The 19595-nt window shown below is 44.6% G+C and carries 19 protein-coding genes; 3 read left to right on the top strand and 16 right to left on the bottom strand.

Features of this window, described 5'->3' with window-relative positions:
- The 5 genes from NSQ91_RS02900 to NSQ91_RS02880 form a co-directional block, all read right to left on the bottom strand.
- Entirely contained in the window at positions 1-879 is an 879-nt protein-coding gene (locus tag NSQ91_RS02900) for a carbohydrate ABC transporter permease (RefSeq protein ID WP_081383335.1), read from the bottom strand.
- On the bottom strand, positions 879-1856 hold the full coding sequence (locus tag NSQ91_RS02895) for a carbohydrate ABC transporter permease (protein WP_081383334.1): 978 nt from the start codon (positions 1854-1856) through the stop codon (positions 879-881). Before NSQ91_RS02895 ends, NSQ91_RS02900 begins: the two co-directional genes overlap by 1 nt.
- A gap of 34 nt (positions 1857-1890) precedes the next feature.
- Entirely contained in the window at positions 1891-3291 is a 1401-nt protein-coding gene (locus tag NSQ91_RS02890) for an extracellular solute-binding protein (protein ID WP_076304356.1), read from the bottom strand.
- A gap of 93 nt (positions 3292-3384) precedes the next feature.
- Entirely contained in the window at positions 3385-5799 is a 2415-nt protein-coding gene (locus NSQ91_RS02885; protein ID WP_076124436.1) for a hypothetical protein, read from the bottom strand.
- Positions 5800-5866: 67 nt separating this feature from the next.
- Positions 5867-6919, bottom strand: coding sequence for a LacI family DNA-binding transcriptional regulator (locus NSQ91_RS02880; protein WP_076193723.1), 1053 nt, complete (start codon positions 6917-6919; stop codon positions 5867-5869).
- A gap of 214 nt (positions 6920-7133) precedes the next feature.
- Here NSQ91_RS02880 and NSQ91_RS02875 point away from each other — a divergent pair, with 214 nt between their 5' ends.
- A complete protein-coding gene (locus tag NSQ91_RS02875; protein WP_076124439.1) occupies positions 7134-7451 on the top strand; it encodes an MGMT family protein in 318 nt (105 codons plus the stop codon).
- On the opposite strand, the gene NSQ91_RS02870 is transcribed toward NSQ91_RS02875, so the two are convergent.
- The 8 genes from NSQ91_RS02870 to NSQ91_RS02835 all read right to left on the bottom strand — a co-directional run bounded on the left by NSQ91_RS02870 (position 7448) and on the right by NSQ91_RS02835 (position 14199).
- Positions 7448-8143 (bottom strand): DUF1361 domain-containing protein, encoded by a 696-nt coding sequence (locus NSQ91_RS02870; RefSeq protein ID WP_340916335.1) that lies wholly within the window; start codon positions 8141-8143, stop codon positions 7448-7450. The genes NSQ91_RS02875 and NSQ91_RS02870 overlap by 4 nt on opposite strands.
- Positions 8144-8293: 150 nt before the next feature.
- Complete coding sequence (locus NSQ91_RS02865; protein ID WP_076185164.1) at positions 8294-10057, bottom strand: SulP family inorganic anion transporter; 1764 nt, start codon at positions 10055-10057, stop codon at positions 8294-8296.
- Positions 10058-10164: 107 nt separating this feature from the next.
- Positions 10165-10491, bottom strand: a complete 327-nt coding sequence (locus tag NSQ91_RS02860; protein WP_036676741.1) for an ArsR/SmtB family transcription factor — start codon at positions 10489-10491, stop codon at positions 10165-10167.
- A 74-nt stretch (positions 10492-10565) separates the two neighbouring features.
- Positions 10566-10943: a hypothetical protein gene (locus tag NSQ91_RS02855; RefSeq protein ID WP_076279647.1), complete on the bottom strand. Its 378-nt coding sequence runs from the start codon at positions 10941-10943 to the stop codon at positions 10566-10568.
- A gap of 62 nt (positions 10944-11005) precedes the next feature.
- Entirely contained in the window at positions 11006-12574 is a 1569-nt protein-coding gene (locus NSQ91_RS02850; RefSeq protein WP_340916332.1) for a phospholipase D-like domain-containing protein, read from the bottom strand.
- Between the two features lie 175 nt (positions 12575-12749).
- Positions 12750-13043, bottom strand: coding sequence for a putative quinol monooxygenase (locus NSQ91_RS02845; RefSeq protein ID WP_076124444.1), 294 nt, complete (start codon positions 13041-13043; stop codon positions 12750-12752).
- 58 nt (positions 13044-13101) lie between these two features.
- Positions 13102-13737, bottom strand: a complete 636-nt coding sequence (locus tag NSQ91_RS02840; protein WP_076223389.1) for a nitroreductase family protein — start codon at positions 13735-13737, stop codon at positions 13102-13104.
- Positions 13738-13770: 33 nt separating this feature from the next.
- Entirely contained in the window at positions 13771-14199 is a 429-nt protein-coding gene (locus NSQ91_RS02835) for a MarR family winged helix-turn-helix transcriptional regulator (RefSeq protein ID WP_076304354.1), read from the bottom strand.
- A gap of 158 nt (positions 14200-14357) precedes the next feature.
- Here NSQ91_RS02835 and NSQ91_RS02830 point away from each other — a divergent pair, with 158 nt between their 5' ends.
- The gene (locus NSQ91_RS02830) at positions 14358-15143 is read left to right on the top strand and encodes a carbon-nitrogen family hydrolase (RefSeq protein ID WP_340921384.1); all 786 of its coding nucleotides are present in this window, start codon (positions 14358-14360) and stop codon (positions 15141-15143) included.
- A 102-nt stretch (positions 15144-15245) separates the two neighbouring features.
- On the opposite strand, the gene NSQ91_RS02825 is transcribed toward NSQ91_RS02830, so the two are convergent.
- Entirely contained in the window at positions 15246-16139 is an 894-nt protein-coding gene (locus tag NSQ91_RS02825; RefSeq protein ID WP_081391852.1) for a lipoate--protein ligase family protein, read from the bottom strand.
- Between the two features lie 239 nt (positions 16140-16378).
- Between NSQ91_RS02825 and NSQ91_RS02820 the strand changes: the two genes are divergently transcribed.
- Positions 16379-17266 carry a CHAD domain-containing protein gene (locus NSQ91_RS02820; RefSeq protein WP_076124450.1) on the top strand — a complete coding sequence of 296 codons (888 nt, stop codon included), beginning with the start codon at positions 16379-16381 and terminating at the stop codon, positions 17264-17266.
- A gap of 17 nt (positions 17267-17283) precedes the next feature.
- Here the strand turns inward: NSQ91_RS02820 and NSQ91_RS02815 are convergent, their stop codons facing one another.
- Together NSQ91_RS02815 and NSQ91_RS02810 are read right to left on the bottom strand one after the other, a co-directional pair.
- A complete protein-coding gene (locus NSQ91_RS02815) occupies positions 17284-18495 on the bottom strand; it encodes a Ger(x)C family spore germination protein (protein WP_076304353.1) in 1212 nt (403 codons plus the stop codon).
- Positions 18492-19583, bottom strand: coding sequence for a GerAB/ArcD/ProY family transporter (locus NSQ91_RS02810; protein ID WP_076179795.1), 1092 nt, complete (start codon positions 19581-19583; stop codon positions 18492-18494). The genes NSQ91_RS02815 and NSQ91_RS02810 overlap by 4 nt, the downstream gene beginning before the upstream one ends.
- Between the last annotated feature and the right edge of the window lie 12 nt (positions 19584-19595).

Genomic DNA, 19595 nt, shown 5'->3' with positions numbered 1-19595 from the left:
TTATCCCTTGATTCCTGTTAATGTAATGCCCTCAACAAAATATTTGTTGCCGATCAAGAAAAATACTAGACAAGGAGCTGTAACGACGAGCGCCAGTGCCATGACCTGTTCATAGTTCGGAATGCGCATCCCGTTCACAATATACAAGCCCATAGGCAGCGTATAATCTGCTTCAGTCTTTAAATAAATCATGGTGTAGAAAAATTCATTCCAACAGTTGATAAAGCTGAACAACGCCACAACAATCATTGCGGGACGTATAAGCGGCAGCATGATGCGGGAGTAGATACGGAAGTAACCCGCACCGTCAATCTTGGCAGCTTCACTGAGTTCTAGCGGAATCGTCATAAAAAATTGCCGGAGCAAAAAGACAAAATACGCGTTGCCGCCTGCACAGAAAAAGGCCGGAATAATAAGAGCAGGTTTGCCAGCTAGTCCCAAAGAAGTGTACAGAGAATATTGTGGCAGCAGGGTTACGGCACTAGGCAGCATCATCGTACTGATGACCAGCACGAACCACATCCCGCGCAGCGGAAAGTTCAGCTTAGCAAAGGCATACCCAGCAAAGCTTGTCGTCAGCACCGTCCCGATCACATAAGGAACTACAATCGAAACTGAATTCCAGAGCTGCCGCAGGAACTGAATACGTTCCAACCCAAGCCGAAAATTATCGACATTTAGTGACTCAGGGAAAAACACAGGCGGCCGCGCCAGTATTTCTGTATGGCTCACGAAGGCACCTCGCAGCAGCCAATAAAGCGGAAAAGCAAACACCACTGCGAGCAGACAGGAGAGCAGAATCAGCCCGGTATTGATGGCTTTAGCTCTTTTCTTTTTTTTCTGGATACTTGTATAATTCATAATTGCGGTAGCCGCCATTATCTCGCCTTCTTTCTTTTGCCCATCGAATCGTCCCTTTTAAATGCGCCCTGGAAGTAGAACAGCACACCAGTAATGGCCATAGTGATTAGGAAGACGACCCATGCCTCAGCAGACGCCAAACCGCGCATCCCTACCTGAACAAATGAATGGTCATAGATCATAACGTTGATAAAATAAGTCATCCGATCGGGTGCACCATTTCTGGACAACACCACACTTTGCGTATAAATCTGGATAGAGGTCATCATGCACATAATCAATTGGAAAAAGAGGACAGGCTTGATCGTCGGATAGGTTACTTTGAGGAACTTGTGCCAAGCATTTCCCCCGTCCATCTCGATAGCTTCCAGCAATTCTCCCGGAACATCCTGCAGCGTAGCGATGAACACAACAATCGTCCCACCACAGGTCCACAAGCTCATGATAAACAATGTCTCAAAAATACGGATGGGATCTGTCAGGAAATCAACAGGGGCTATTCCTATCTGCAATAAAATCCAGTTAAGCAATCCACCCTTGGCTTGGTTCTGTAGAAGCATCTGCCACACAATTGTTGTCGCCAGCATCGGAACTACAGACGGCAGAAAGAATATAGCCCGCATCAAGTTTCTGCCGATAAATTTACGGTTCAATAAGAGTGCAACAATCAGACAAAAGGTGATTACAAGCGCCACGTTAATGAAGGCATAAATCAAGGTTACCGTTATGGATTTCTTGAATTCGGAGCTGGTATTGGTGAATATGTACCGGAAATTATCCAGTCCAATCCACTCCATAACTTGGCTTCCGCTCATAATCGTTATTTTATGAAAGCTGTAAAACAAACTGGCCAACATCGGATAAAGCGTCAATACCAAAAATCCAATAATGGCCGGTGCTGCAAACAAATATCCAGCCACCGCCTCTTTGGTGACACCTCTGGCATGCTTTTTAACATAGACCGCAGCCGTTTCGGTTTTGCTCTCTGGGTTCATAAGCAATAGCCCTCTTTTCAAATATAAGCTCTAATTAGGAAACCTTGCCGCTCTCGAACAACTGCTTGATCGCTGGCATGATCGCGTCATAGACTTCTTTAACACTTTTCTTACCTGCCAACGCCTGATCAATAGATTTCTCATATTCAGTATTCATCTTGAGGTAGGCAGGAACGTAATATGCAGGCCATTGTGCGATAGCGTCTTTCGTTGTGGAATAACTAAGGATAGTTTCTTTTGCGCTTTCAGGAAGATCGGAGGTCCACTTTTCAACCAAGGTAGGATCGGTATACCAATCTGCCTGGTTCGGCAACCACGCACCACTCTTCAGCAGCTCCAGACTGTTCTCAGGGTTGACCATGTAAGCATAGAATTTCTTGGCTTCCTCAATGTGCTTCGATGTATTGTACACAACAAGCGGAGCACCACAGTTCATCGTTACTGCCTTTTCCATCTTAGGCAGAACGCCAACGCCGATATCTTCATTACCTTTGATATTAGCTAGATCCCAAGATCCGCTGATTGCCATGGCATAACCACCACTCAAAGCGTCTACCGCAGAACCAATTCCAGAATTCCAAGTGTAATTGAAAGCGGATGCAACCTTGTCTTTGTTAACGAGATCAGCTAGCTTCTGGATGGCATCAACCGTTTTGGGAGAATCCCATTGAAACTCCTTTCCATCCGGGGAAACAATCCCGCCACCGTTGGCATAAGCTGCCCAGAAGTGGTGGAACTCCCGTCCCGCTGTCATACCAAGCCCGTAGTTCTCGGTCAGAGCAGCATCAAAGCCTTCATCTGCCGCTGTTTTTCCTTTAGTATCTGTCGTTAGCTTTTTCGCGTTTGTCACGAATGTATCCCAATCCCACGCATTTTCAACTTTGGAGGGTGGATATTCAAGACCTGCTGCATCAAATTTGGACTTGCTATAGTAAAGCAGCTCCAACTGGTTGGATAGGCCGACTCCAATCACTTTTTGCTCAGGTGAATGGATTGTAATCGCTGATAGTTTTTCAGGAATGCTTCCGTCCGCTAATAAATCGCTGATATCTTCGATAATTCCCATTTCATTGTACTTTTGGATATCGCCTTCACCCATATAACTGATATCTGGAAGTTCACCGGATTCGAGCCGGGTCTGAATAAATGTATCAAAGGAGCCATCTGCTGGAAGTACTTGTGCATTGATTTTCACTCCGGTGTCGGCTGTATATTTTTCTGCTGCCGCTTCTACCAGCTTTTTCTGTACATCATCACCCCAATACAATAATTCCAAGGTTACATCTTTATCAGGCGTAGTTTCCTTGTTGGCTGCTCCAGACCCTTCAGATGCCTTTGGAGCCGCGTTGTTGGAATTGCCCGAACAGCCTGCCAGTGCGGAAAAAACCATCATTGATGCTAAAGATAGAACTAGAGTACGTTTTCCAAACTTCATGTTTGTTGCCTCCCTTTTTTTCATATCTATTTATTTCAAGCCAAGCATTTAAAGCTTTAGCCTAAAATCATCATGGTTTGTCATTCTTAGCGATTACAGACAAGGGCTGAATATTCCTCCGCCTGCCAGTCTTACGCGAGGCTCTAGTATCCCCTCAGTTGTGCGATATTCGAGCTTATCCTCAAGCAGCACATATCTTGACGGATATGCAGCGTAACTTGTTACGATCCAGCCCTCCGAGTCTTCTTCAATATAACCGTTAATACAGCGCATCTTTCCGCGTGGATCCCTGTACAAATATGTGGTTGTCCCGAAGCCCATTAGATAGGCCACTAGCTCCTCCCCCATATCCCAATCATCTCCTGTCACACCCGAGAACAGCGAAGCAAACAAGGAATCACTTGCCCCCACAAATACGGATTGCCCAAAACGGTTTCGCGACAATTCTGGCATGTTCAGGTTAGGAGCTGCCACACTATATGTAGAGGCTGCCTCTCCAGGCAACAAACGGCGTGGAGTAGAGCGTACATTCCAATCGTAACAATTGAATACTGCCATCGTAGAACGGTAAGCGGCTTCCAAATATTCAGGGTCTCCAAGGAATTCATAGGCAACCCGGGATGCACCTGCTACCAATCCACCCCAAAGGGAATGAATCATATACGACAAAGCTTCCCACCAGCGATCCGGATTCTGCACTCTGTAATCATTACTGAATCCGATATTTGCCAGAATTAGTTGCCCATAACGCTGAGCCTCCTCTTTATTTCCAAGGTGACACAATGTTTCACAGGTAGGACCAAATCCTGCATTATCGTAAAAATGCTCCGTTATAGCTCCCTCATACTGCTGTATCCCTGTCTCCAGATTTCTGCCAAATTGCTCCCATAAGGTAAGTAGACGTTTATACTCTTCTGAAAGACCGCTCTGCTTCAGTGCCTCTAATAAATCAAGAATATAGAGCACAAATATACCATTTAGACGGCTCTCATCCTGTTCACGCTGCCCACTATGCCGATCAGGGTCTAGGCGAAGGCACATGATTTCGGCAGCCCATTGTAGATATTCTCTAGGAGAATGAATTTTAAGTAATGAACCATCCATTCGTGACAATAGATAAAAGACATGCCCAATATAATCCAGATCATAAATGCGGTAGAATTCTCCATACAAGGGACGCGGATGATTGAAATCTCCGCCTTCAAACCAATGCTCCTTCACATCCAATACTGCGGCAATCTCGGCCTTAGTTACTTGTTCGGGGACAGCCTTGGCCATGCTATTCTTCATCAGAAGAAAAGCAACCTTACCCAGCGATTCTCCCTGATTCGATAGCGGACGGAAGGCATATGGCCTCTCAGCCTCACCTGTCCCTCCAAAGTTGTTATTTACCAACCACTCGGCTCTCTTTTCCAGAATCAGGTCAATCGACTCCAGTACATTCCAGACCAGGATATCGGTCCGTCCATCTTCTAGCCCCAGCTCCAGCTTATGTTCTCCCGGCTCCAAACGCTGTAAAGATATAGTGTAGCTGCTGCCTGACTCCAACCGTACAGCTTCGTTCGTAATATTCTCCTGGCGGATCAGCTCCGTTGCCGTTGAAGTGCTATACAAACGCAGCTCACGTAGAGCCTGGCCCTGCGGCAGATCAACAACAGCTTCGAACCTTCCTCCCCGGGTTAATACAGGCGTATAGCTCCAGCGCGGATGTCCATAGGCCATACCCTGTCTATAGAAATCATCTCGATTCTGACAGGGATGGAATATGTATTCCCAGCTGGAGGTCTCTCCAGCGTCAAGATCCAGCGGACTGTAAGCGCCACCATATATCCAGTCGGCAGCTGCAGATTCGGTCATAGATGATCCGTCCTCCACCAACGATAACCGATGATACAGCAGACCATCCAAAGAAGGGGAAACCTGCTCAAGAAAACGATTCTTATAACTACAATAAGTACCTACGGTTACTGTTCTGCCCTGAACACCATAAACACCCAGATGTGGTGCTTCGTTGCTCCGTCGAATGGCAGCAATTTTAGCGAAATCTCCACCAAGATGGGGGAATACTGCACAGGACTGACTCATATTGCGCTGCACATTTTCATCTCTGTACATGACATAAGCGAGCGAAAACCACACATGAAGTCCATTAATTCTTACAGACTGTGTTGAGCGGTTCATAGCTTCAATAGTCCATCTTAGTCGCTCATCTTCCAAAGAATATGTAAGTCTGATTGCAATCGGCGCGCCTTCAAAATCCACAATTACACGGTGTTTTCCTTCTAGCGTGATATTGGGCAACAGATCAGTGCTTTTTATGATATTCCCGTCTAGCTCTATTGTCCATTCTCCGAATAGCTTATCTGTATCCGCATAACCTGCCTCTTCCAAATAAGACGGATCAACTACCCAGTTCATTTCACTAGGGTCGCCCTGTAATATCAGAGACTGAAGTGCTCCGCGGTCGCTTAACTCCATCCTGAAATTTTCGTTGCCTAGAATCGTCATTGCCTAGCACCTCTTCAATATTTTAAGTTAAACGTTTAGATTTATGAGGAAAAAGGAGCTGTGAAACTTATTTTTGTCTCACAGCATTTTTTAACGTAGCCACAGAATCACGTTCGATCAACCGGCACTCCGGCATGGTCAGTGAATCCATCTTCGTCCCCTTGATTAAATTGAACAACACCTCAATAGCTTGATAGCCCATCTCATGTAGCGGAAGTCCCATTGTTGTTATACGCGGGCGTAAGTAATCACTGAATTCACGATTATCAAAACCGACAACCGACAGATCATCCGGTATTTTAAACCCTTTTTCCTCTGCCGCCTGCAAAATACCTACAACCATTACATCATTCATGGAAAGAATCGCGGTTGGAGGCTCCGGCAAAGCGAGCAACTCGGAGGTAAGACGATACCCTGATTCCCTCTCCCAGTCTCCCATCTTAATTAACAGTGGATCGAACGGTAATTGATATTCAGTAACGGCCTTGTAATAACCGTTCAGTCTTAATCTGGAAGGGATTGAATCCATCAAACCACTGATTACAGCAATTCTGCTATGTCCTTGGTTAACCAAGTAGGACATGGCTTGGTAAGCAGCTTGCTCATCATTATACTGGATAGAGATATCGTCCTGTGTGTAAGAGTAGGTATACACAATAGGCTTACCTTCCGTATCGATTAAACCCGTTAAATCACGGGGATGAACACCGATATAAATAATCCCATCCACTTGATTACTGAGCAGTTCGGCAACCGCATTAGCGGCATACTTTCGATAGTCTTCCGTATTCGAGAAGTTACGGCCGATACGCTTGTCCAAACGAAGATTCACCAGTAAAATATGCAAATCATTACGATCTCCAAAATCATTAATTCCATCGATAATATCGGGGGTGTTAAATACCGTCACATCTTCTGCAATAACACCTATTGTATTCGTACGGTTGAGTTTGAGACTCTTCGCAATAGCATTCGGCTTATAATTCAACTCCTCAATGGCTGCAACAACTCGTTCCCTTGTATCGGAACGTACATTGCGGGTACCATTAAGCACATAGGAGACTGTAGCAATCGAAACATTAGCCTTTGCGGCTATGTCTTTAATGCTGGTTTTCCTCATTACACCTTCTCCTATCTTATTATGGAACTCTTTCAATCACGTTGTTAAACGTTTAGATTATTTTTACAGTTAAAATATACCACGCGTATTTATTGCTTTGCAACCCCTTTTTTGCTATTCTCAAAAAATCCTCCTGTTCGTCCCCCGTTTCGTTTAGAATTGATTTATCTGTTGAGCATTGGATAAAAATAAGATATAGGAGCTTGAGCTTGCTATGACACCATTTACTGAGAGAGTTATTCATATCATACAGTCTATACCAGAAGGTAAAGTGATGACTTACGGAGGAGTTGCCCGCGCGGCAGGCAGCCCAAGAGGAGCGAGGCAGGTCGTTCGCATCCTTCACTCCATGAGCAAAAAATATAAGCTGCCCTGGCATCGGGTCATTAATGCTAAGGGAATGATCGCACTAACTGAGGATGAGTCTAACTCCCTCCAGAGGCTCTATCTACAGGGAGAGGGAGTTAGTTTTAATGAAAAAGGTGTGGTAGATCTGAAACAATTCCAGTTTGAGCCGGAGTGTGCCGATTAGTACCCTCTGGTAACTCTTCGTCTTTCTCCGGTGCCAAGAGCATTGAGTAGACAATACATCGTCGCGTAAATGACCAGCAGGACAAAGGCAATGAACAAGCTGAAAAATACGGACTGGAGATTCAGGCTATCCAGAACAAGTTGATACAACTGATGCCTGTCCGTCAGGACGTCCCAGCTATTGAGTCTGTAGACTCGGCCAAGCAGTACACCATATCCCCCGAGCATACATGCCGCAAGCACGAATACCCATGACCACAGCAGGTTGCTTTTACGATAAATGACCGTCTGGAACTGATATAATGAGAAAAAACCGGTCAACCATCCACTCCAGGTGAACAATAAAAGAGTGACCAAGTCATACCAGTAGCGATTCTGAATGGCTCCCTCCACGATATATCTACTTTTTCTTACCGTTAAATGCACCAGGTCAGTCATGAGATAAGGCGCGTTGGGAAAGAACAGCAGCCACGCGACCCCCAAAGGAAGAAGTAATAAACCGCCTATCTTCCTTTTGTCTAGCTCATAAGCAGCCATGGAGAATAAAAACGGAATCCAAGCTAAGAACAAATTCCAAATTAAAAAACCGTAAAACGAATCCATCTGAAGTGACACTACACGATATACCGCCAATGTTGCGACAGACAATCCCGCCAAGAGCATAAACACCTTCGGATAATTCAATTCCTTCATGAGCTTATATTCTCCTTATCGATATTGATTACATTAAACTTATACCCAATTGTACAAATTCAGAATTCCGAAGTCCAATTTTAATACAAAAGCCCAGACGCAAGAATAGCGCCCAGGCCGACTTTATTTATTAAGCTCAAGTACCGCTGATTAGTTCAGAGGCAATGCTGGCTTCTTGCGTCCTGTCAGACCTCGTAGTCCACCTGCATCCTCCTGACAGGATAATGCCGTACACTCCCTAAACGCCGCATGACTGCATCCGATACATTTATTGTGATTAATACTGCTAAGAGCTTCATTGATCGCTTCACCGGTATGATGATAGAACTGTGCCTCTCCTATTTTGTCATATAGCCCGGTTCTCTTAAGAAGCTCAAGCGGCTGCGGCTGAACACCGGAGATCATCAGTTTCCCTCCAACAGCATGGAGATGCCGCACCAGCTCCGCCAGATTGGATTCACCCGTAGTATCCATGAATGGCACTTTTCCCATCCGCATTAATATAATTTTCGGCTGATCGGAGCCATAACCCGGCATGGTGTCATCAAATCTATACGCAGCGCCAAAAAACAGCGGCCCTTCCACGGTATAAATCCCAATCTGCGGACAATCATGACTCTCCGTTACCATATGTGCTCCTACTTTGACGGAATTAGGATCAGGCAATACTTTGGATACCAGATGAACCTCTCCCATCCGTTTCACAAACAAAATCACCGCAAGAATCAATCCCACCTCTACGGCCAGCGTTAAATCTGCAAATATCGTCAACAAGAAGGTGATGAATAATACCAAAGAATCACCTGTTTTGATTTTAAGCAAATGAAGAAATTGTTTACGCTCACTCATATTCCAAGCCACTACCATCAAGATAGGAGCCATCGCTGCCAACGGAATACTAGAAGCATAGGGTGCAAACAACAGAAGAATTAGGAATACCACTACCCCATGAACGATCCCTGAGATCGGAGAAACTGCGCCGCTTTTGATATTTGTGGCGGTTCTGGCAATGGCACCTGTGGCTGGAATTCCTCCAAACAATGGAGCTGCAATATTGGCGATTCCCTGACCAATCAGTTCACGGTTGCTGTTATGGCGGCTGCCCGTCATCCCATCAGCTACGACAGCTGACAATAAGGATTCAATAGCACCCAACATCGCGATGATAAAGGCAGGACGAATCAGCAGTGTAATCCGCTCCCAGGTAATGGTCGGAAAACGGAAGCTTGGCAGTGTATTAGGGATATTCCCATAGGCCAAACCAATCGTAGTCACCTTACCGCTAAAAAATAACGCTGCTATGACAGTCGCACAAAGAAGACCGACCAATGAACCCGGCACCTTCGGAGCGAAGCGAATCGCTAGGATAACAACGGCCAGACAAATCGCGGCGGTCAGGATACTATATCCATTGATCGTCGATAGATGAAGTCCAATTTCTTTCATGTTATCTACAAAGCTCTCGTGCCGTTCAATATCCCTTAACCCAAGGAAGTTAGCAATCTGTCCGGTGAAGATAATAACCGCTATTCCGGCTGTGAAACCAATCGTGACCGGCTTCGGAATAAATTTAATCAGTACACCCAGCCTTAACAATCCCATGAGGACTAAAATAACCCCCGCCATCATCCCCGCTAACAGCAGGTTCTCATAACCATACTGCATCCCAATGGCAAACAAGATAGGAATAAATGCACCTGTCGGTCCACCAATCTGAAATTTCGATCCCCCGAACAATGAAATACATATGCCGGCAACGATTGTCGTATAAATGCCATATTCCGGCTTTACACCAGAAGCAATAGCAAATGCCATCCCTAAAGGAATGGCAATAACCCCGACGATTGTCCCTGATATCAAATCCTTGCGAAAAGCGTTCATGTTGTAGCCTTTATAACGACCCCGCCCTGTCATGTTCAAACCTTCTTTTCTTTAAATATCTGATTATTTGAATATAAGAAGAACATTACTCTAGGACGCGACTGTTGTCAACGCCAAAATAACGTTAATCTATTCCATTTTCACTCGCCGCGCATGCCTTCCAGCAATGAAATGGTATTCACGAGATGGTTATCAAATATTTGTTTGGCCACGACCAGAAGGTCCTTGATCAGAGGATCACGCAAGGCATAAATGACTGTGGTGCCTTCTTTCACACTGGTTACTACATTTTTGGCGCGTAAAACAGCTAGCTGCTGGGATACAGCAGAACCTTCCGAGCCGAGAATAGCCTGCAGTTCATTCACATTCTTCTCACCTTCGCTAAGCAACTCCAGAATACGAATACGCATCGGATGAGCCAGCGCCTTGAAGAATTCGGTCTTAAATTGCTGAATTTCGGTGTTCATAGCTTTCTACTCCTCATGCTTAACTTTCTGAATCTAATGTTATCTTTGTATGTTATCTTAGTCCCTAAGAAGCGTCAAATACTGAAGGGATAGATTCGCACATCACGGACCTGCAATTCTACGAACACACCCAGTGCCATAGGTTCACCGAGACACTCGAACATCACTAACCCTTCACCTATTCGTAAAAATCCTGTGCCATCTTCTTCAATATTCTCCAACACGCCCGTAAAAATAACCCTATCCTGTTCGAGCCTGATGTTGAACTCACCTGCAGGCACAGGATGGATATCCACCCACCTCATAAGCAGCTCCGAAAGCTCCAATTCCACATCCATTTCTGCCCCTGGATTCACAGGAGCACCACACCAGATTCCCCGGCCCTCCCCAAATTCTGTGAGAAAAAATACCTCGTCCTTTTTCAAACCACTTTTTGTAATTTTGATTTGCATAGCCAATACTCCATCCTAATGATTTATAACGATCATTATATCATGAGAATTAGCCCAATTTATCAAGTATAATTCTGGGTTGCCTTATTCAGATAAGTACTAGGGTGTAACCAAGGATGCTTAAAGAACTCACTTTTACTGGTAATCTTCCGCGAGACACTCAGGTCATAATCGATCATAGACTTTATCTGCTCTGCAAAGGCCTCCCCTTTTACCAGCATTCCCAGCTCAAAATCGTGGCAGGCACTTCTTTCGTTGATATTATATGAACCATGAAAAACGGCTTGTGATCTATGATCATAGGTAATTTTCCAATGGGAAAATCGACCGGTGGCACTGTAGTCATAGAAGGAAACACCGTTAATAAACGGCATATACATATTGCCTCTTACCGCCGCGCGATTTGTAGGATGATCATTAACCTCCAGCGGGTTACAAATGTTCAAATTACACGAGCATTCCGGGCCAAGCAGCCCGAGCCGATCCCAAAAATCCTGATCAATCAAATAAGGATTCACGATGATAGTCTCTTCAGCCGCGTAAGTAATTAAATCCAGATAATATTGTTGAATCAGGTTAACCGGGTTACCTGGAAAGCTTGCTAACAGCGTACATTCTTCCTCACCAAAATGATAATCCACATCCGGATAATAAAAGACATCATTCACATCAAAATGATCTCCGCCTAGAAGCAGCCAGCGAGAATAGAACATCGCATTCAAAGGCTGCGCTGCAGCGCCGCGAATCCGGAAGCAACCATCATGCCACTCAGCCTCTTTACTAGGAATCCCCTGTGGATGTCCATCTATACTCATTGCAGAGGATGCCTGCACTGGGGTCTCATACGTATATTGGTCACCAATATTTACACTGCCTATAATCGAGGTTACCCCATCTATGACCATAAACTTCCGATGATCGATGACATTCATTCCTGTAACCTCAACATCCTCTTGCACTTTATCCTGCAGAAACAGGATACTTTCCGGCACTCCTTCTTGCTCCAGCGCCTTTCGTTTCACCCGCCATTCCATAGCTGAATAATACGAATTGAAGGTATTCAGCAGCTTGGCGCCTGCATTCTCAAGCTGATCAGCAATCTTGGAGAACTGGCCGTACTCCAGATTATTTCCGTACCCCAAAGCCGTCAATGTGTAATTGACCATAACCCTTACCTTAACGCCACGCTTAAGAGCATAAAACAGTTCATCTGCAACCAGATTCCCCGAACGATCATTAAAAAAAAGCATGACAGACAGGTGGATATAATGCTGCGCTTTTCTGATCTCCTCTAATATCATTCCTAGACACTCTGGACCATTCACGTAAGGTGTTACTTGATTATTCCACGTAGTCTGCGGAGCCAGAACCTTTAGCTTGCCTGAGTCTAGTCTGCCCAATACTTCAGTAAGTTGTTCCAGTAAGCTTGGACTAAATCCAGGAAGCTGGAATAGCTGCTGACTTGTCGTAATGACTCCGCCAAGCGTCTGACGATAGGCTCTGGCAGCCTCTAGGTCTATCCCCTCAAGCTTACGCTCCACCTCTTCTCCTGCTACACCCATAATACGGGCAAGCGATCCGCCGGATAGATAATAATTCAAGAAATCAATCATATTTCTCTGTGTCTTCATATGTAAAGTCCCCCATCGTTTATATTGCATGCCTTTGAATCAAGGTAAGGATAGATACCCTAGATCTCCTTTTTATAAACGGGGTGAAATGCAAAATAGGGATGCCCCACAGCCTTTATGGCTATGGATCATCCCTGTTTAGGATTAAATAAAATTCGCTAAGAATGGAGACAGCTTATTTTACCTGTTCTGCGCTAAATACTTTAACATCTAGAGGAGCAGCCAAGAATTCGCCAGCTTTAGCTGAGAAAGCAGTGAAATGAGCGCTCGTATTGTGGCTGGATACTGCATCAGCATCACGCCATTGCTCAATCATAATAAATGAGTTGGCTTCTCCAGCATTCTCATATAGCTCATAAGAAAGGTTACCCTCTTCAGCATGAGTAGCAGCCAGTAATGCTTTAGACTCCGTCAAAAACTGTTCGCGACGCTCTGGATTAACTTTAAGTACAGCATGAATAATGATCATTGTATATTCCTCCTAAGATTAGTGTTTATGGTAGCGCGTTGGCTTACTAACTTTATAATTATTTCCACTCAGCAACTTTATCGATAGGCAGACGAACAGAGGGGTAACCTGCATCAACAGCTTTACCAATGGAGAGTAGCATTACAGGAACATAACGATCTTTTTCCATACCAAACGCTTCAGCGATTTGGTCTTTTTCAAATCCACCAATTGGGTTTGTATCGTAACCATGTGCACGAGCAACCAGCATCAGCTGCATAGCAACAAGTGCGCCATCGATAAGCACGGTATCTCTGTTAATTTCCCGTGGCAGGTTAGCGAAATGAGCGGATAATCTGGTTAATTGATTTTCTTTTACTTCAGCAGGCATAAGTCCACGTTCAACAGCCGTACCGTAAATTTCTTCAGCGTAATCGAAGTTGTTCAGATCACCAAAGATGGCAATCATAGCCGCAGAAGTCTCTACTTGTACGTTATTAAAACGAGCGAGAGGCGCTAAAGTAGCTTTAGCTTCGTCACTTTCAATGACCAGAAAACGCCAAGGCTGCATGTTCACTGAAGATGGAGCAAGTGTAGCTTCGGCAAGGATCTGTGTCATTTCTTCTTTGCTGATTTTAACGGATGGATCATATTTGCGGATAGAGCGGCGTCCTGTAATAATTTCTTGAAAATCATTTGTTTGTGTAGCGTTCATATGATTAATTCTCCTTTGAGTGTGTTTTGTAAGTTACAACAGAATGATATTAGATTGCAGACGATTGAGCATATCAATGAGCACTGCTCGCTCCTGATCGTTAAAACCTGTTAGCAGAGTAGCGATAAACCGCCTTTTCTCTTCGCTATATTTAACCATTCTTTCCCGACCTTGATCGGTTAATGAGACCAATGTGACCCTGTTATCGGCTGGGTTATTGCGGCGAGCGATCATGCCACTCTCTTCCAATCCCTTCAGATGACGTGTGACGGCTGCCGCATCAATATCCATTTCCTTTTGCAGACTGATTTGGCTGACTTCATCTACCCGAAACAGTTCATGCAGGAGGCGAAGCCGTGTGGGACTGATCCCTGCACAACGTTCGAATTTTGGAGAGATTCCTTTGTTTAAGGCCTGCAGCAGTTCAAATATATGTTCTTCCTCAGGACAGTACTCCGTCAAAATATACCTCCTTTCTATATTTAATTGTATGCAATTGTTTTGTATGAAATTATACTAACGCATAATCATTGACCCGTCAACTAATATATCAAATCATTTTTAAAAAATCAACATTGCTTATCCTCATCCGGTGCTATACGCTTGAACAAAAGAGGAGGATACCTATGAGAATATCCCTGATTCAGCTGGATATAGCATTTGGCAATCCCGCTATGAATTATGCTGCTGTTGTCCAGAAAATAAAAGAAGCCGCTGTCGCTGCCCCCGATTGTCTGATTCTCCCTGAGCTATGGACCACTGGTTATGATCTAACTCGCTTAGAAGATATTGGCGATCCGGAAGGAGAAATTACCAAGGCATTTATCTCCAGCTTGGCTAAACAATACAGCATCAATATCATCGCTGGTTCTGTCGCTAGCCGAAATGATACTGGTGTAACTAATCGTATGTATGTATTTAATCGATCAGGTGAGCTCGTCGGACAATACAGCAAGCTGCATTTGTTCCAGCTGATGGATGAACATTTGTATCTGCAGCCGGGAGAAGCCAAAGGACTATTTACATTAGACGATACGTTATGTGCAGGGCTAATCTGTTATGATATCCGGTTTCCGGAATGGGTTCGCGCCCATACCGCACAAGGGGCGGAAATCCTGTTCGTCTGCGCTGAATGGCCACTGCCCAGATTGTCCCACTGGCGGGCGCTGTTGATCAGCCGGGCCATCCAGAACCAATGTTTTGTTGTAGCCTGCAACCGTGCAGGCAGCGATCCTGCCAATATCTTTGCTGGGCATTCAATGATTATTGATCCTTGGGGAGATATTGTGTGTGAGGCTTCTGAAGAGGAAGAAATTCTAACCGGAGAGATCGATTTACATCAGGTGCGTGAGATTAGGAAACAAATTCCGATTTTTTCGGACAGACGTCCTGAGTTGTATAATTAAAAGAGCGTCATTGTTGAATATTAAAAAAGACGTTACGTAGGCTGGCATTATCCAGCTTTCCGTTACGTCCTTTTTTAACAGACTCCAACCCATGCTCAGCCCTTAGGAATACCGCTCGCGCAGCACCCGCGTTGCATCGAGCACACGTGGATCATCATAGTCCAAGCTGTATCCTGTCTCTTGCTGCAAAATGCGGGATGCTCTAAGAGAGACTCCACGACGAATTAAAGCCTGAATAATCCCCTCCCCAAACACTTTCGCCACTTCAGGTCCACCGAGTTCACCCAGTCCAGCAATCGTCTCTGGACGAACCTGTGGATATGATAGTGAGGAGTCTCCTCCGGAGGCTTGCGCATAGAAATTACGAATTTGTTCACCGCGTTCTTGTCCCGAGCCAGAAACTACAACAAATGCATGTACAAAATAGGCATTGTTCTGCCTACGCTGAGCAATACCACAAAACTTCCGGCCACCAATGGCCAGATCGAAATCACCAGGGCAGTAAGAACCAACAATCTCACCAGCCTCAATTTGCGCCGCAGCCTGTGGATGACTTATAGCAACCGCTTCCGTGATCAAAGCAGCCAAGAGCTTAAAGTCATCATGAAAGTCCAGCTTTCCACGTCCTTTGGGCAGAACTAGAGAAACATTAATGATCCCTGCATCCAGAGGCACCGCAGCCCCGCCGGAATGCCTAACCGCTGTTCTAATCCCTTGCGCCTCAAGCGTAAGCATCGCCTGAGCTGCACACGGTAGCTTACTGTCCCGAAGTCCAAGTGCCACACCACCAGAATGACTCCACAGATGTAAGCTAGGAGGTATAAGTCCCGCTCCAACATCCCGGCATAAGGTTTCCTCAAAAGCGAATGGGACCAGCATATCCTCTAAGCTCCCTGCTTCTGTACCTTTGCTCTCATCCCTTGCACTCAGATGTTGAAAGAGCCCCATTTCTGAAGGAAGTTTACTAAATATTGAATCATACTCACGAGTATCCACCAAAGCCCCTCTTTCCCGAATATGAGCCACGAGACCTGCTATTCTCTACCAGCTAAAGATCCAAGCCTATCCGTATAAATACTGATAGTAATATTGTAACCGATCTGTCTCCATGCTGTGAGTAGAGAATTGAAATGAGGTTATGATAACGCTATTCTTATAGTAAATGGACTTGCCCCAGAGCATAATAGGGGAAGACCTAAATTCATGCTATCCCAAACGTTAAGGAGTGATGCTGCATGACAGGAGACAAGCTGACCAAAGAACGACAGCTAACCAAAACAAAGCAATGGGAACAAGCCCTTAACCACCTTTATATCAACTTTTGGGATTACAGCCATGACGCATTAAATAAATTCGCGGATGAAGATATCCACCAGGCAAGAGTGAACTGCCGTAAGCTGCTAAGTCTATTATCCATTCTTGATCCGCGGCACACTTCAGGCCTGTACCCTATTTTCAAAAAAGCGCAAAAGAGATTAGGTAAAGTGAGAGATGCAGATGTTCTAATAGAATCTTTCAAGAACAAGCGCAAGCAAGCGAAGGAGAACGGAGATTCCAAAACTGCAGACCTGTTAAAGGCAGTGATTGCTTACCAAAAGGACAAGCGCAAAACTTACCGCAAGAAGCTCGCTAAGGAGCTGCCTGAACTAATCAATGAAGACCTCGAGGAAAAGTGGAAGACCTTCCTAAGCGAGCAGCTTGAAGCCCTAGCCGCCAAAAAGAATGTTAACGTTGTTATGCGTGAGCTTGAGATCGCTTATGAGCAGAAGAAAAAAACCTGTAAAGCTATTTTCCATGAAGACAATGCCGAATCTAAAGAAGCCTTCGACGCTTTGCACCAGCTAAGAATCGCTGCTAAGGAACTTCGTTATACCGCGAGTGCGGCCGATTTTGCGTTAAATCAGAAATTTCATGCGCATGAGGAGATCTATAAGGAGATTCAAGATCAACTTGGGCTGATTAACGACAAACGTCTATGGCTGGAAACACTGAATGCTATTGGACGTGAAGAGCTGGACATCGGTAAAAAAGCATGGAATGCCTTCACGTCGCAATTAAAGGATGAAGTGCTCGATGCACTGCATCATAATGATGTCATTCCTATCCAGACACAAACGAAGTAAATTGCAAATGGTCCTTTCTATTCAGCCGATGTATCTGATGCACCATACTCTTCAATATTTAGTTTCACTTCATAGGTAATCGGAATCTCACTAAAGGTTTCATCCCAGTTATCCTCTACGCTCCGCCATACGGCTGGATGTTGAATACGTAAAGCGTTGCCGAAACCTGCAACCTCTGTATGCAGCTCCTTCTGCATTTTTTTCACAGTGACCTGAAGCATGTCTAAGACATGCTTCTCTAGCACTGCTTTATCCTCCTTTACAATGCCGTCATGTAACTTCTTTGCACTCTTGGCAAAAGCCTCACCATATCTCCCCGTAGATTCTATTTTCACATGAAAAGAGATCTTCCCATCCTTCACATTAGCTTTATACTTACTACCCAGAGATTTGATTTCATAGGTAATGAGCTTATTGTTAGACGGGTCGTATGCTTTGAGAGCACCCCCCTCTCCCTTTCCAGTCAGCCAAACCATACCTTCCAGCTCCGATGCATCTAAAAAACCAACGAGCTTTCCCGTTTTCCCTTTAATTACGCCTGCTCCATCCAGCTTTGTCTCCTTCTCTTTTTCTAAAGAAATTACATTCTGCAACATGAAACTTCTTTTACCATGCAAAGGACCCGCCACTTTAGCTATTGAAACCGGCTCCCATATCCTCGTGCTCCGACTTCTATTCACAAAAATCCCCTCTAATACAAATGACGGGGTTTGGCCCGGCAGCGCATTTTCCAATACATCTCTGGCTTTTCCCTTGCTGACATATAGTAGAACACTGGGACGGATATCGTTATCCCTGCTAAAGAAATCAATTAACTCAGAAAACTTGGTAGAGCGTGCAAGCTTCTCACCGATCACAATGACCTTAAGGTGATGTCCGATTGGAGTACGTCTAGTACGCAGTGAAAGTGCCCGTAATGCTTCAAACATAGAATCACTTACTTCACTCATGTTATAGTAATTTCTGGTTGAGGATGGGGAAGCCCCAGACTTCATACCTGACCCTCCTGAGCCTTGAGGAATCGTAAACTGATAGGTACTCATTATTTGGGCAGGCATGGGATTTCCCCCGCCTCCTTGCTGTGTTGCCTCCTCATCCCCTGTCTCCTCCGCACTGTCTAGGGCAACGCCAATCTCCATACTTAACTCCTCAACTGGTGTACTGCTCCAGCAACCGGTCAACAGAATACATACTATAAGAAATATAATCGACACTCTCCATTTTTTCATGAAGCCGCCCTCCGGAAATGTGCGATGATCAACAGCGGCAATGGAATTAATCCAAATAAAACGATCATCCAATTACCTACGACTGTTCCTAATGCAAATAGAGCATTCACATTTGGTGGCATTCTGGAAACTACATAGGCTACTGGAAGTATAGCCAATAAGCAGCTATTAAATCGTTTATGAAATATTTGAGAAACTCCCAAAGCAGCAGCATAAATAGTGATGCAGAAGGTGCAGAAAATTTGCATAATCCAAATTACCAGTAGCAGCGATTCAAACCTCTCAAAAATAAGATAATTCACCTCAAAGCTTCTCACTAGATCAAGAAATGGCCAAGTTCTTGTGACCACTCCATCTATAGAAAACGCACCAATAGTCATTACAACAGCTAAAAGATAAAAGAACGTTGATATACATGATCCAGCAATAATTACCTTTACTGCTTTTTGTGGCTTATCCATAAAAGCAACAACGAACAGCATCGCTTCACCAGCAGTAAAAGTCAGAATGGTTGGCCTGATGCCCTTCCATACCGGTCCTAAACCATCTCCAAGGAAAGGCCGCAAATTATCGATATCGAAAACTTCAATACTAAGCAAGCATACTCCAACAAAAACTGTCCAAGTAATCGGAACAATCAACCTACACATGCTAGTGATAGCATTAAGTCCTCCTCTGCATAAATAGAAGGCTATCCAAATAAACACAGCAACAATAGCCCAAGGAGGGGTTCCCTCCAACAGAAAAAAAGAGGTCACTTCCTGTACGGAACGTGCTTCAAAACTGGCTATACACAGAAAATAAACAATCACTAATATAGAGAGCATCACTCCAAGTGGCTTGCCAATGATTTTCCCGCTAAATTGAAAAATAGTTTGACCTGGAAACCGTTGGCTAAGTTTCACTATAATTAAACCTGTTAAAAAGGTAATTACTCCCCCTAAAAAAACGGAGATCCACACGTCTGGAGTTTCACTAGCCTCTACAATCGTCCGAGGAAGTGTAAGTATCCCTGCCGCTATAGTATAATTGGCTAGTATGATCGTCGCTTGAACAGCAGTAATTCGGTCCTTCACCTCGGTACTCATATTCGCTTCCTC

Origin of the sequence: Paenibacillus sp. FSL R7-0048 (assembly GCF_038004505.1) — a bacterium.
Lineage (GTDB): Bacteria > Bacillota > Bacilli > Paenibacillales > Paenibacillaceae > Paenibacillus_AQ > Paenibacillus_AQ odorifer.
Note: the sequence above shows the minus strand (reverse complement) of the source record. Positions and strands in the feature narration are given on the sequence as shown.

Bases quoted from the DNA above. Each gene is read 5' to 3' on its own strand.
- NSQ91_RS02895 (WP_081383334.1), bottom strand. From the start codon at position 1,856: ATGAACCCAGAGAGCAAAACCGAAACGGCTGCGGTCTATGTTAAAAAG.
- NSQ91_RS02880 (WP_076193723.1), bottom strand. From the start codon at position 6,919: ATGAGGAAAACCAGCATTAAAGACATAGCCGCAAAGGCTAATGTTTCG.
- NSQ91_RS02890 (WP_076304356.1), bottom strand. From the start codon at position 3,291: ATGAAGTTTGGAAAACGTACTCTAGTTCTATCTTTAGCATCAATGATG.
- NSQ91_RS02855 (WP_076279647.1), bottom strand. From the start codon at position 10,943: ATGCAAATCAAAATTACAAAAAGTGGTTTGAAAAAGGACGAGGTATTT.
- NSQ91_RS02815 (WP_076304353.1), bottom strand. From the start codon at position 18,495: ATGAAAAAATGGAGAGTGTCGATTATATTTCTTATAGTATGTATTCTG.
- NSQ91_RS02820 (WP_076124450.1), top strand. From the start codon at position 16,379: ATGACAGGAGACAAGCTGACCAAAGAACGACAGCTAACCAAAACAAAG.
- NSQ91_RS02840 (WP_076223389.1), bottom strand. From the start codon at position 13,737: ATGAACGCTACACAAACAAATGATTTTCAAGAAATTATTACAGGACGC.
- NSQ91_RS02865 (WP_076185164.1), bottom strand. From the start codon at position 10,057: ATGACAGGGCGGGGTCGTTATAAAGGCTACAACATGAACGCTTTTCGC.
- NSQ91_RS02850 (WP_340916332.1), bottom strand. From the start codon at position 12,574: ATGAAGACACAGAGAAATATGATTGATTTCTTGAATTATTATCTATCC.
- NSQ91_RS02860 (WP_036676741.1), bottom strand. From the start codon at position 10,491: ATGAACACCGAAATTCAGCAATTTAAGACCGAATTCTTCAAGGCGCTG.
- NSQ91_RS02900 (WP_081383335.1), bottom strand. From the start codon at position 879: ATGGCGGCTACCGCAATTATGAATTATACAAGTATCCAGAAAAAAAAG.
- NSQ91_RS02845 (WP_076124444.1), bottom strand. From the start codon at position 13,043: ATGATCATTATTCATGCTGTACTTAAAGTTAATCCAGAGCGTCGCGAA.
- NSQ91_RS02870 (WP_340916335.1), bottom strand. From the start codon at position 8,143: ATGAAGGAATTGAATTATCCGAAGGTGTTTATGCTCTTGGCGGGATTG.
- NSQ91_RS02810 (WP_076179795.1), bottom strand. From the start codon at position 19,583: ATGAGTACCGAGGTGAAGGACCGAATTACTGCTGTTCAAGCGACGATC.
- NSQ91_RS02885 (WP_076124436.1), bottom strand. From the start codon at position 5,799: ATGACGATTCTAGGCAACGAAAATTTCAGGATGGAGTTAAGCGACCGC.
- NSQ91_RS02875 (WP_076124439.1), top strand. From the start codon at position 7,134: ATGACACCATTTACTGAGAGAGTTATTCATATCATACAGTCTATACCA.